Source organism: Candidatus Clostridium helianthi, assembly GCF_045310795.1.
Classification (GTDB): domain Bacteria; phylum Bacillota; class Clostridia; order Clostridiales; family Clostridiaceae; genus Clostridium; species Clostridium helianthi.
Window position 1 is genome coordinate 124414 of sequence record NZ_JBJIAB010000002.1, and the last position, 15243, is coordinate 139656.

The window sequence follows — 15243 nt, forward strand, 5'->3', positions numbered from 1 at the left end:
TTAGTAGCTCATTTTCAAATGTTTTCTTCACAAATATATTTATGATTTCTAGTGAAGATATGAACTTGATTTTTTATCAACTTTGTAAATATGTTCATCTATATACTCATTTTAAGTATACAAAAACTTCTAGCTTGCCACGGTTTCTTGGAATAAGTTTATCTTTCATTACTTTTCCATTTACAACTACCTTTGTAACAACTTGATTATCACTATTTTCTGAGCTATAAGGTATGGATGTTACATCACTTTGATAATTATTATTTTGCTCATTATTCTTAGTATTTACGTTTAATCCATTTTCATCATTTGATCTAGATACTTTTATAGTGTAATCTTCTCTTTCATTTGTAATCTTTATTTCAAATTCGTTCCAAGATTTTGGTATACAAGGATTTATAGCATATCCCTTGTCTTGAACCTTTCTAAGTCCCAAGATATTTTCAACGCCAACTCTGTACATCCATCCTGAAGCTCCTGTATACCAACTCCAGCCTCCTCTTCCTGCATGAGGCTCTTTTATATACACGTCCGCTGCCATTACATAAGGTTCTACTTTATATGTCATACACTCTAACTCTGTCTTTGCATGATTTATAGGATTTATCATATTAAAGTAGCTTACTGCTTTATCACCTAGCCCAAGTTTAGTTAAAGCAAGTATAACCCAAACCGCAGCATGAGTATATTGGCCTCCATTTTCTCTTACACCTGGCACATATCCTTTTATATAACCTGGTTCTAACTTAGAATTACTAAATGGTGGTGCAAGCAATAGGATCATTCCCTTATCTTTCTTTACAAGGTTATTATCCACGGCTTCCATTGCTTCAATGCTACGTTCCTTCTGTCCTGCGCCTGATATAATTGCCCAACTCTGAGCTAATGAGTCAATTCTACATTCTGGATTTTCTCTTGAGCCAAGAGGTGTACCATCATCAAAGTATGCTCTTCTATACCAGCCGCCATCCCAAGCGTTCTTCTCTAGGTTTTCTCGTATAAACTCTCTTCTTTCTTCAAAATGTTCTTTTGTTTTCTTATCGTTTTGTTTATCTGCAATTTGAATAAAGCTTTCTAATATTGAATATAGGAACCAGCCAAGCCATACGCTTTCTCCTTTTCCTTCGTTTCCAACAGTACTCATTCCATCGTTCCAGTCTCCACTACCCATTAAAGGAATATTATGAATACCAAAGTTCAAACTCTTTTCTATAGTTTTTAAACAATGCTCATATATAGTTCCTTCTTTTGATGATTGATTTACTATCGTATATCTTTCATCTTCACCTTCTCTTAAAGGTTCATCTTCTAAGTACGGAGCAGTAGCATTTAAAATATCGTAATCTCCTGTAGAGTTAATATATTCGGCAGTTACATAAGGAAGCCATAATAAATCATCGCTAAATCTAGTTCTTATTCCCGAATTAACAACAGGATGCCACCAATGTTGAACATCACCTTCTACATACTGTCTTGAAGCACTTCTTAGTATTTGCGCCTTTGTTATTTCTGGATTTACAAAGCCAAGTGACATAGAATCTTGAAGCTGATCTCTGAATCCATAAGCACCACCACTTTGATAAAATGCACTTCTGCTTAAATATCTACAACTTAAAGTTTGATATAAAAGCCATCCATTCAAAAGATAATCTAATGACTTATCTGGTGTCTTAACTTGTATATTTCCTAGGAAATTGCTCCAATATTGTTTTACTTTATCTAATTCATTTTCCGCATTTCCAAAAATCTTGTATTTACTTATTAATTCATCTATTTTTTCTTTTTCATCTTGACCAAATAGGATTAGCAGTTCCTTTTTCTCACCTTTTCTTAAAATAATACTTGTTTGTGCGGCTAAACAAGGGTCATAGATGCCACCAGACTTATTGCTTAATCTATTATGTTTTAGAGCCTCAGGACTAAAGGTTTCTCCTCCAATACCTAAAAACTCTTTATTATCTCCAGTGAAACTCAATTCTTTCCCACCTATAATGGTTAAGTAAGCATTTAACTTTCCAAAATATTCACTGTATGGATTATGAGCACCTATAAATTTATTTTTGAATTCAAAATCTTCATTACTATTTTCAATGCTGCTTCCATTTACTACATCCATTGTTTCTTTATAGTTTGATTCATCTCCACCTATATATGTTGAGATATATCTTGAGCTATCATACTCATAAACACCTAAAACAAGTTTTGCATAGTAGAATAGTGAAATACTTCTATCCTCATTACTCAAGTTTTCTAGCGTAACCCTCTGAATTTTTAATCTTTCATTTTTAGGAGCAAAAATTTCTAGCTTTCCTTTTATATTGTATGCTGTATGCCTATATTCAGAGTATCCAAAGCTATGTTTTATTAAATAATCACCTGAATCTCTTACAGGTTTTGGTGTTATTGAAAAATACTCACCTGAGTCATTATCTTTAATATATAATGCTTCTCCTATAGGATCTCTAATATAGTCATTACTCCAAGGTGTTATTTTATTTTCTCTAGAATTTCCACACCAAGTATATCCTGATCCTACTTCTGATATATGAAATCCGAAGTCATCATTTGAAATAACATTAATCCACGGTGCTGGCGTATTTCTGTAATTAGATAGTTTTATTATATAACTATTATCTTTCTTGCAAAATCCACCATAACCATTAAAGAAATCTAAATCTCTTACGTCAGGATCTTCATCCGCATCTTTACTATAATTATTAGAATCTTTTGATACATCCAAATCTAAATCAACTAAACTAGAAATTTCCGAGTTATAAACTAACTCTCTTTCCTTCTTACTTTGATTAGATTTCTTATCTATTTCTAATTCATCAATATCATCTTGATCTTCTGGCTCATTAATATTCTTTATTAAATCATGAATATTAATTACTTCTTCATCATTATCATATACTTCATAAGGTATGTTTTCGCCATCTGTATCTTCATTAATATTTTCATTCTTATATTTATCCTTGAACCTTGAATTATTTCTTAAAGCTATACGTGAATCTAATCCCTCATCATCTAAGTCCATATATCTATTAAAATTCTTTTCATTATATGCATATGAACTTAACGGATTATTATTATCTACATATATTCTAGAAATTCCTATTAGTAAATTCTTAATTTCAACATCCATGGTTGCTTTATTGTGAATAAATATTCCACCCGCTTTATTAAGGTAATTACCTACATTGGATGACCTTATTACTTCCATTATATTTTTTTGAAGTGGTTCATCATAAGAAACTTCTTCATTATTATATATAATTAGATCTAACTTAACTCCTTTAATTCTTAAGTAATTGTGAAATTTTACCATGGTATATACTAAATTTATGTCTTCTTCATTTTCTATAGATAGCATTATAATAGGTAAATCTCCTGAGATTCCATATGCCCATAAATCCTTTTGATGTCTTGAAATATTCCTAATATATTCTTCTCTATTTTTTCTAGTATTAGTTAGAAAGAAAATTGAGCTTGCAGCGCTTTGGAATATATTAGCTATAGCACTTCTTATTCCTAAAGTCTTTAGTTCAAGCTGTGCACTTATGCTATAATTTTTAAATACTCTCTCTAGCTTACTGTTGTCATTGTTATTTCTGCATATTTCAAGTATTTGTTCTTTGGATTCACATATCCCAGTTATATAATAAATTTCCTTCTTAGAGTTAGGCTCTAATCTAATTCTTGTTCTTATACTCATTATAGGATCTAAAACTGTTCCCACAGTATTATCTAAAGCTTTATCATTATCCATAGCTTTTGGATTCTTCAATTCTCTATTTCTTCCTATAAAGTTTATTCTTGAAGTTTCATATGAAATGCTTCCTTCTAATTCTCCATTAACAACCGCCTTATGGAAAATATATGGAATCTTTGCATTCTTAACTCTACCTCTTCTGCTTCCTATAAGAACACTTTCCTTTTCATCATATTCTGTTTGAACAAATAAATTAGAGAATGTTGGATGAACTACGTCAGCACTGAATGTAGCTAGAGTCACTTCCATGTAACTTGTTATTTCAATACTTCTTCCATTATCTCCTTTGTTATTTAAAGTTAATTTTCTAACTTCAAAGTTTTCTTCTGATGATATTGAAACTTCCATCGAAGTCTCAATGTTGCCATCTTTTCTACTAAATTTAGCTTTATCTAAATTAAACTCAACTGAATACTTATCCCCAAGATCTTTACAAGGTTCAAAGGTTGAGCTCCAATATTCATTTGAATTTAAGTTCTTTATATAGAAGAACATTCCACTATCATCACTTGTAGAGTTTCCCTTCCATCTATAAAGCATGGTATCATTCTTTTTTGAATATCCATTTCCGTTTACTGTTAACATAGATGAATATTCACCATTGCTTAACAGTAATACTTGTGGACTATCCTGATTTACTTTTTCAAATACTCTTGGAATCAAAATCTCTCCCTCAAAATATCTGTTCTTAACAGAAAAATCCTCATTTCTTTCAAAGACAACATTTTGTGGAATTTTTTCTTTTAATAAAAGTTCTGTAGATTTTATCTCAGGAAGATCATGAAATCTATTTATCAAAATATCATTGCATAGAATATTATCCAAAGCCATAAGTGACATTCCTAAATGGTGTACCATATAAGTTGCAACTTTATTAACCTTCTGTGGATAACTTGAGCTATCATAGCTGCTCTCATCGCCATTATTCATGTGAATCCTACTACTTTCATCATTTTTATTCACATTATTCACATTATCAACATGCTTATCATTCATATAACTTGTATTTTTATCCTGTGTATTATCCACTATTTTTTCGTAGTTATCCACATAATCCTCATACTTATCCACATTTTGTGTATAATTTTTTCCATTTGTTGAAATATTCTGCTCAAGAAGATCACTTTTAGAAAGTGTCATTATGTACTTATCTTTCCTAGCTTTAGTATAATCTAAAGCCTCTATGAAACCATATCTTCCTAGTGCGCCTAACTTTTCAAGTTCTTTAAGATTTTTAATTCCAGAATCTTTATCAAAAGAAATAGCCATTAATGTTGAATATGGAGATATTACAAGATCATCTTCAAGTCCTCGCTTAAGACCAAGTCCAGGTACTCCAAATGCCTTGTATTGATAATTTTCCGCTGCATCAAATTCATAAAATGCAGATTCTGATATTCCCCAAGGAGCTTTCTTTTGCTTAGCAAAGCTTTTTTGTGCCTTTATGACAGACTTATAAGTTTGACTTAGTAAAGTCTTAGGATAATTCCTCATTATTAATGATGGCATAAAATACTCAAACATAGTTCCACTCCAAGATACTAGTGAATGAGTATGGAATGCATTAGTCATGGAACGTCCTAGCTTAAACCAATGAGAAGAAGGCACATCATTTTTAGCTATCGCGACAAAAGATGCTATTCTTGACTCAGATGCAAGCAAATCATAATAGGAGTTTCCAAGAGAATTTTCCTCTACATTATATCCAATGGAGAATAGTCCTCTAGTTTTATCATACAGAAAAGTAAAATCCATTTCTTCTGTTATTTTATCAATATCTTGTATTATATTATCTATTTTATCTATGTAATTTTTTAAATTATTTATCTTTTCTCTAAATTTGCCTCTGAAACTATCCCCATTTTTTCTTCTATAATTCTCGCATCTGTGGATTAATTCAACAATATCTGGTACTCCTTCGAAAAACTCCTTACTATATAACTTTTCTATACCTTCAAAAATAAAGCTATAATAGTTAATCTTTTTTCTAACCTCACCTATAAGCTTATCAATCCAGTATCTTGCTTCTTCACTCTCAATTTTTAATTCACCTATACTATTTTGTTCTTCATCACTTAAGTTGTTTTCATTATTCATATTATCTTTTTCTGACTTAAGTTTCTGCTTTAAGCTAATTATCTGATCTGTTTCCTTTAAATCTTGAATTTTAAATAAAATTTCATTTAATACCTTTATATATTCTCCAATGTTGATATGGGAAGAAAATTTAAGTTTCAGATTAGGAGCTTCATCTTCAATTATTTTATAAATATCATTTAAAGATGTAACTTCCTTTACCCTTATAACTTTATTATGCTTAAGCTCCTCCATAGACCTCTTTAGTACCCACAAATTCCCTAGAAGATTTCCACTATCAACTGTTGATACATATCTAGGCCATAAAGGCTCTTTTGTTTTGGTATCATACCAATTTAGATAATGCCCATTTACCTTTTGAAGAGTTTTCATGCTATTTAATATAAGTTCTATTCTGTCAACAAACTCTGCCATGGTTATATACCCTAGGTCATATGCAGCAATACTTGAAGTAATTCCCATACCTATATTAGTTGGAGAGGTTCTATGTGCAACTCCCTTAAATGGCTTTTCCTGATAGTTATCTGGAGCTAGGTAGTTGTTTTCTTCATTAACAAAATCCTCATAATAAGCATATATTCTTCTAGAAATTTTTCTTAAGTAAGTTTTTTCTTCATTCTTTAAAGTATTCTTCTTGTGTTCTGGACGTTTAATACTTATGGTATAAGCCATATAAGGGCTAACTATCCATAATGCCGCAACCACTACACTATAAGTAACTACTCCTAATGAACTATAAAACGATAAGTATAATACAAGCAGACCCATTATAGGAGCAATCCACATTCTCTTTAAATAATTAATAAAATTATTCCTTGAGTTTTTTTCTACAAGTTCTGCTGACTGCCATTCTAAAAGATTTTTCTTAGAGATCACTACTCTATATAGTGTTACTATTATAGCGTCAAGCATCAAAAAAGCTTGATAAGGAATGAAACTTACTATCAGCACTATCTGCTCTAGCGTTTTAAATGCTCCCATTAATTTATTTTTAGGTGTTACAACAAAATCTGTTACGACAAATACTAATGGAGTTATTAAAGCTAAGAAGGCAAGAAGTGCAACTTGACTTCTTCCAAATAGCACAGTGAGAGATAATATAAGCGCAAGAAGTAAATTAGGTGCTAATAAACTTCTTCTTAGGTTATCAAATATCTTCCACTTATATAATAAATTTATTTTATTTGAAAATAACCATCCTATTAGCTGCCAATCACCTCTAACCCATCTATGCAATCTTTTGCAGCTAGATTCATAAAATGCTGGATATCCATCAATAAATTCCACATCACTTAATAATCCACATCTTGCAATGCCACCCTCAAGCAAATCATGACTTAAGACTGTATCGTCTTTTATTGAGTTACTTAACACTTTATAAAATTCATCTATACATATTATCCCTTTACCAGTAAAAGACCCTTCTCCAAATAAATCTTGATAAGTATCAGAATAAGCAACAGAATACCCATCAACTCCTTCTTCTCCTCCAAATACTTTTGAAAAATAAGTTTGATTCTTAGCTTCTAGACTAATGCTCACCTTAGGCTGCATTATTCCATATCCTCTTACGACTCTATTGTCTTTTATATGAGGAATATTAAGAATATGACTCATAGCCCCTACAAGTTTAAAAGCACTTTCCCTAGGCATGAAAGTATCTTCATCTAATGTAATTAGATACTTAACTTGTTTTAGTTCTTCAATATCCGAGCTAAAAACATTATAAGTATGATTCTTACCACCTCTAATAAGAGTCATAAATTCCATTAACTTTCCACGTTTTCTTTCTCTGCCCATGAATACATTTTGTTTCTTATTATAGATTCTCTTTCTACTAAAGAAAAAGAATCTATTTTCACTAACTCCTTGGTCGTTTTTAAAGTCATCGGAATATTTCTCATTTAAATCTCTAGCATATTGAACTCCAGATTTAATTATCTCCACATCTTCTGGAGAAGTCTCATGCTCAGAATCATGAAAATCACTTAGCAAAGCAAAATAAATATTCTTATCCTTATTTCCGCAATATGCTACTTCTAATTTTTTCATAAGTTCTTTAACTTTCTCTTTAGAATTTACTATAGCCGGTATTACAACCACAGTTTTATTTCCTTTAGGAATTCCTGAACTAAAATTTAATTTTGGAATTAATCTAATATCAACAACTTTACCCACAGTATAATTCGTAAGTCCAATTATTATTTCGTTAACTGGAATTAATATTATAAGGAACGAAATTACGTATTGTACTAAAGTGTATCTAACACCTAATAAACTGCTTATTAATAAAATAATAAAACTTATTAAAAGTGTTCCAAAAATATTGCATGCTACATAAGTATTTGCAGATATAGTTGTTTTTATATTATTTCCATATTTCTTTAGCTCGTTTATTCCCTCATCAATTAAGTAATATCCAATATGGCGTTTATAATTTTCTTCTTTATTATTTTTACTATTTCTTGCAAGCTCTAAAATATTACTAGCTAAAGTAATTTCGTCTGCGTTTGATATTCTAGCCATCTTTTCGAGCTTATGCCTATAATAATCCTTAGATTCAAAATCCATGCTATTATAAATATCTGCCGGATCATTTTTAAGTATTTTTTCAACAAAAGAAGTTTCTTCAAAGAATCTTCTCCAGCTTATTCCTTCAATTTTTCTAATAAAGGTTATGTATTCTCCAATATTTCTTTCTAAAACTTCTTCTCTTAAATCACTTCTAATATTATTTTTATCTAAATCAGAATTCACTTTCCATTTAGATTCTACAAGATCATTTATTCTTGGATCTTCTATAGAATTATCTCTTAATACACTAAAAAATTCTCTCAAAAATAAAGGTCCAATATTTTTTCCAACATTAATATTTCCTATTTTTTCTTCAAACTTATTGTTGTTAATTGCATCTATTATCTTTTCAGCTATATCTCTTACTCTTATGATTTCTTTTTGGATATCAACAAGTTCATTAGTATATTTAGATAAATTTATTATTATAGCTATTTTAAGCATTAATGGGAATGCCCACAATTCTCCTGTAGTGAAAATTTTCTCTTTATTATTAAAATTTCCATTCTCAGTATCGCCTTGAAGTCCGTTTATATATGATATAAGTTTATCACAATCAATCTCATTTCCATTATTTATATAGTCCTTTGCCACTACAAAAATACGTGGAATAAGTTCCTTATTTTCATTATCTTCATCTGTATGGTTATCTTTATTTCTATTGTAATTAACATTACCTATAGAAGATAGTCCCTTAAAATAATCTATAGGCATCTCAATCTTTATCGCTTTGTACTCTTTTTCTATTAAGTATATATTATCAAGAAGCCATTCAGATGCCCCAAGCACTTTATATCCGTTCTTAGATAATTTGCTAAAGTACCTAAAATTTTCATGGATGCAAGAAAATCCATCAGCTAACTCTTTTAAAACATTCTTTCTTACTCCATAAGAATTATTTCTCCTCAAGTAAAAAACTCCCTTCTTACTATTGGTATATTCAAAAAAATAATAAGTTAATATGATAGTCTATTTATCTTTATACTTTATAAACATAACTTCCCAAAAGTACCTCGCTATAAGAAAATCATACTTTTTATCTAAATATAAACACATAACTTTCATTATTGATTTACTATTTTCTTTCATACACCTAACATTAATAACAATTACCCAACGGAGATATTTTTACCAAAATTATAAAAAGTATTCTTATATTCATAATCTATAAAAAAATAGCCATCTAAAGTTGCCATATAGACAACCTTAAAATGGCTATTTATTAACGTTCATTAAATATTAGCTGATGCTTTAAAATTAACAGGTTATTAAGAAATCTGCACTTTAATAGATGCTTAGACATTTCCCATTATTAATTACTATTAAGATCTACTATTTGAAAAACTCAGTAAATGCTTTAATTGTATATTCATTATCCTTTACAGTAGCTAGTTCTCTTATTGAATGCATACTTAGTAGTGGTGCGCCCATATCTATTACTGGTATATTTAATTTTGATGCAGTAATAGGTCCAATGGTTGTTCCCCCTCTTAAATCCGATCTATTTACAAATACTTGGCATGGAACTTCAGCTTTTTCACAGATTCCTTTGAAGACAGCACTTGCATAACTATCAGTTGAATAACTTCCACCTGCTGCAATTTTAAGTACAGGCCCTTTTCCAAGCATAGGCTTATTTGTAGGATCACATTTTTCAACATAGTTTGGATGTATTGCATGAGCTAAGTCTGCTGAAATCATTATTGAATTGCTTAATGCTCTCTTGAAACTTTCTCTATCTTTTTCAAGACCTAAAGTTATTCTCTCTAAAATATTTTCTAAAATTGATGAATTTGCACCTTGGGATGTTAAGCTTCCTATTTCCTCATTATCTAAAGCTACTAATACCTTCGTTGCTTTAATTTCATTACTGCTTATTAAAGCTTTTAATCCTGCAAATACCATCCATAAATCATCTAGTCTTCCGCATGATATAAATTCATCATTTAAGCCAATTAGCATACCTTCTGCATACTCATATAAAAACAAATCGAAATCTAATATATCGCTAGAATCTACCTTTAAAGTTTCTGCTATTAAATTAATTAAATAATTATCCTTTTCTAGCTTATCTTCAACTATTGTAAGCATTGGTAAAGTATCTTTTTGCTTATTATATTCATAGCCCTCATTCACGCTTCTATTCATATGTATTGCTAAGTTAGGAATAATTAAGATTGGCTTATTTACATCCAATAATTCAACTCTTGGACTGAATGGATTTTCTCCTTTTAAAGTTACTCTTCCTGCTATGCTTAAAGGTCTATCAAACCAAGTACTTAGTATTGGCCCTCCATATACTTCAGTATTTAATTTCACATAATGTCCTTCAACTTTCATTTCTGGATTTGGCTTTATTCTAAATCCTGGTGAATCAGTATGTGCGCCTATTAATCTGAACCCATCTTTTTCAATATCACCATTCCCTATTTCAAAGGCAATTAATGCAGAGTTATTTTTTATAATATAGTGTTTACTACCTTTTTTTAATTCCCATTTATCTTCTTCTTTAATTTCTGTATAACCTTGCTTATCTAAAATATTTTTAATTTCATAAGTACTTTGAAAAGCCGTCTTACCCTTATTTATAAAATCTAATAATTCTTGCGCATTATTCATATAGTTATTATCTCTCCCTACATAAATTAAATTTTTCTCATAAAACATTAAACAATATTAAATTCACTTTTAATATTATATACCTTTTTAGAAAATAATGCATATTTTATATGTGTGATTATCTAGAAAATTTTATATTAGATAATACCTACATAGTAAAAGCCATAACTACTTTTTCATCTTTTCCTAACGGCACATCTCCTGAACAAAGTTCAAATATTTCTTCATCATCGTCATTTAAATTTATCTCGTTAATATCATTTTTATTTCTAGACTTTCTTTTGCTCTTATTGTTCTTCTTCTGCACAGAAATTGGTATACTTGACTTTGCATTAGTTACATTACTTTCACAGGAACCTTTTTGAGTTTCTAAGCTGATATTCATATTAGCATTGTTGTTGGTGTAAATATTATTACTAGCTATCACATCTGCATTTCTAGTATTATCTATACATTCTATGTTTTCATTGTTATCTTTATTATTAGTAGAATCTATACTAGCATTTATAGTATCATTATTCTGAGTTCTTTCAGCACTTATAGTATTACTATTACTATTATTTTTATTACTATTTGCAAAGCTTTCATTTTCTGTATTACCTTTATTCACAAATTCAGAATCCATCCTAGTAGAATTTTCATTATATTTATTATAATTGTTAATATTATTATCATCATTATTTTTTTCATTTATCTCTTTATTAGCAATCATAATACTCTTATCTTCGATTTTAGCAGTTTTATTTCTAACAATATGATCAATACTTTTATATCCACTACTTTTTAAATCAACACCTATTAGATTTTCTCTATCTTTAATTTTAGACTCATCTCTTTTGTGACTAGAATCATTTTCTTTTACTACATTATTCTTGATTTCAGTATTCTTATTTATTTTAATATTTTGATGCTTAGCAAAGTTTTTTACTTTATAGATTTTATCTTCACTAAACTCAATCATTTCTAAATCAATTAAAACTTTCATAGCTAATTTTACTCGTTCAATATCTCTATTAAATTCTATAGCAAGGGTTTCCATTGTGTATGGAATATTTCTAGACAAAAATAATTTCCCTTCTAAGTTTACCTTCCCAGCTAAAACAATAAGTCTAATCCAAATATACTGAACAAGGTCCCTTTCATCCATTGTATCTATTATTTTAGATTTAGTATCATCATACATATCAACTCGTAATTTAACAGATTTTCTTTCTTTCATTTTTAACACACTCCCATTTAAATTAGTCTTCTATATGGAATATATGTATAAAAATGAACAATTACATAATTTCTCTAAAATTTTTTATATTTTTCTAGAAATAATTTTATTCCATGGGTAAAATACATCTAAATTTTAATTTGGATCTAATTCATATAGATAACCCAACTAAGACCTTAACTTATGCATATAACTCGCCGAAATGAATAATATACTTTTGTTCCAGTTTCTAGTGGGATATATCTCATAATATAAATCCAGCTTATAATTGGCTTATCTATAAAATAGTTTGATGCAGTACAATGGTAGACAAAAAAATTCTTACGCATCTGCCTCGTAAAATATATATTTCTGACATTTCCAATAATTATCTATAAATTTAACTTTTTATAATTTCTTTGTAAAGAACGAAAATAAACGCCCGAATTTATAATATCCAAGCGTTCATTAATATATTGCTTATTTATATGAATTATTTTATAAATCTAAATTAAATATTATTTATCTATACTTAAAATACACACTAAAACTTATATAAGATTATTTTTAGCAAGTTCTTCACGTAATTTTTCTAGATTCTTGCCTTCCATTGGGAATAATGGCATTCTAAGTGGTCCTACGTTATATCCCATAATTCCTAATGCAGTCTTTACTGGAATTGGGTTTACTTCTATAAATAACGTATTTATAAGATCTAAATATTTTGTTTGAAGGTTACAGCTTTCTTCTACTTTTCCTTCAAAATATAAACTACAAATTTCATGCGACTCTTTTGGCATAATATTCGAAAAGACTGAAATAACGCCTTTTCCCCCAAGTGATAATATCGGAACTATTTGATCATCATTTCCAGAATATATATTAAGTTCATCTTTGCATATCGCTTTTATCTTTGCAATCGCTGAAAGATCCCCACTAGCTTCTTTTGTTGCAACTATACGTGGATGCTTAGCTAATTCTGCATATGTTTCAGGTGCTATATTAACTCCTGTTCTTGATGGTACATTATATAGAATTATTGGGATATTAACTCTATCCGCAATATAATTGTAATGTTTTATTAAACCAGTTTGAGTAGTTTTATTGTAATATGGTGTTACTAATAAAAGTGCATCTGCACCAACGCTTTCAGCGTATTTTGATAATTCAACAGCATAAACTGTATCATTAGACCCTGTGCCCGCAATAACTGGTACTCTTTTATTTACATATTCTACTGTAAATCTAATAACTTCCCTGTGTTCTTCATCAGTCATAGTTGAAGACTCACCCGTAGTTCCTGCAATTACAATTGCATCTGTACCATTCTCTATATTAAAATCAATTAGTTTTTTTAATTCAGAGAAATTAATTCCATCTTCTGTAAAAGGTGTAACAATTGCAACTGCTGCACCAGTAAATATAATATCCTTCATAAAAATTGCCCCCTCGAATATTTTCTATATAAATTATAACACAGTAAAGTGCTACTATAAACTTAGAATATATTTAAAATATGAAATATATATTTATTAGTGTTAGATTGCTTAACTTCTGGTAAAAAAATACTTGCTTAACTAAAAATATTTAATATAATAGATGTAATGCTTATTGGTAATTTCTTATGATTGGAGTGTATTTCATGTTTTTTGAACTTATAGTTAATAAATTTGTTAAGGATAATTCTAATGTTAAAGATGACACAGTTAGAAATTCTTACGGTGTTCTTGGCGGTATCATAGGTATTGTAGTAAATATTATTTTATTTATAATAAAACTTTCTGTTGGAGTAATAGTTTCGAGTATAGCTATAATGGCTGATGCTTTTAATAACCTTTCTGATGCAGCCTCCTCTTTAATTACTATTTTAGGTTTTAAACTTTCAAATAAACCAGCTGATAGAGAACATCCCTTTGGTCATGGGCGGATAGAATATCTTTCAGCACTTATTGTTGCCTTCATGGTAATGTTAGTTGGTCTGCAATTTATAAAATCTTCATTTGAAAGAATAGTTAATCCATCACCAGTTGCTTTCGAGTTAGTTTCATTTATTCTGCTTATAGTATCAATATTTTTTAAGATTTGGCTTTCTAAATTTAATAAATTTATTGGTGAAAAGATTAATTCCTCTGCTCTAAAAGCTGCTTCTACAGATGCTCTAGGGGATGTATTTACCACTACTTGTGTGGCTATTTCATTTTTAGCTTCAAAATTCACTTCTTTCCCTATAGACGGATATATAGGAATGTTTGTTGCATTATTCATTGTTTATGCCGGTTTCAATTTAGTTAAAGATACTATAAATCCACTTTTAGGAGAAGCGCCAGATCCAGAACTTGTTGAATCCATAGAAAGAATGGTTTTGTCTTATGATAACATCCTCGGCTCACATGATTTAATAGTTCACAATTATGGTCCGGGTAAATGTATGGCATCTATTCATGCTGAAATTCCTGGAAATATTAACGTTGTAGATATTCACGAAGTGATTGATAAAGCTGAAAGAGAAATTTCAAAAGCACTTAAGATTTACTTAGTTATTCACATCGATCCTATCTGCATTATTGAAGGCGAAGTCAAAGAAGCTTATGATGAAATTCTATCCATAATTGAAAAATATGATTATATAGAGTCAATACATGATTTTAGAGTAGTCGGTGAAGGTGATATCAAGAACTTAATTTTTGACGTTGTTATTGAACCATCAAAAAAACTTTCTATAACTGATACTGAACTTATAAATATAATATCTGAAGGAGTAAAGAAATATCATCCTTCTTATAACTGTGTCATTACTATAGACAAACACTACACATAAAAATACAGCCGTTATTTCAAACCAAGAAACTTCTAGTTTGAAATAGCGGCTGTACTTTTTCTATATCGCTGCATCCCATTTAATGCATATACTTATCCTTAAAACTATAAGTATAAATAAAGCTGAACCCTCACCTAAATTTTTTCAATTCATTATTCCTTTTTG

General features: G+C 29.4%; 5 protein-coding genes. 1 reads left to right on the top strand and 4 read right to left on the bottom strand.

Annotation, left to right across the window (positions count from 1 at the left end; genetic code table 11):
• Positions 1 to 106: 106 nt before the first annotated feature.
• The 4 genes from ACJDTP_RS02245 to dapA form a co-directional block, all read right to left on the bottom strand.
• The gene (locus ACJDTP_RS02245; protein WP_406760373.1) at positions 107 to 9352 is read right to left on the bottom strand and encodes a GH36-type glycosyl hydrolase domain-containing protein; all 9246 of its coding nucleotides are present in this window, start codon (positions 9350 to 9352) and stop codon (positions 107 to 109) included.
• 423 nt (positions 9353 to 9775) lie between these two features.
• On the bottom strand, positions 9776 to 11062 hold the full coding sequence (locus tag ACJDTP_RS02250) for a M18 family aminopeptidase (RefSeq protein WP_406760374.1): 1287 nt from the start codon (positions 11060 to 11062) through the stop codon (positions 9776 to 9778).
• 148 nt (positions 11063 to 11210) lie between these two features.
• Positions 11211 to 12281 carry a phage replisome organizer N-terminal domain-containing protein gene (locus ACJDTP_RS02255; RefSeq protein ID WP_406760375.1) on the bottom strand — a complete coding sequence of 357 codons (1071 nt, stop codon included), beginning with the start codon at positions 12279 to 12281 and terminating at the stop codon, positions 11211 to 11213.
• A 530-nt stretch (positions 12282 to 12811) separates the two neighbouring features.
• Complete coding sequence (gene dapA, locus ACJDTP_RS02260; RefSeq protein WP_012060929.1) at positions 12812 to 13696, bottom strand: 4-hydroxy-tetrahydrodipicolinate synthase; 885 nt, start codon at positions 13694 to 13696, stop codon at positions 12812 to 12814.
• A 206-nt stretch (positions 13697 to 13902) separates the two neighbouring features.
• Between dapA and ACJDTP_RS02265 the strand changes: the two genes are divergently transcribed.
• Complete coding sequence (locus ACJDTP_RS02265; RefSeq protein ID WP_023974359.1) at positions 13903 to 15078, top strand: cation diffusion facilitator family transporter; 1176 nt, start codon at positions 13903 to 13905, stop codon at positions 15076 to 15078.
• Positions 15079 to 15243: the final 165 nt, after the last annotated feature.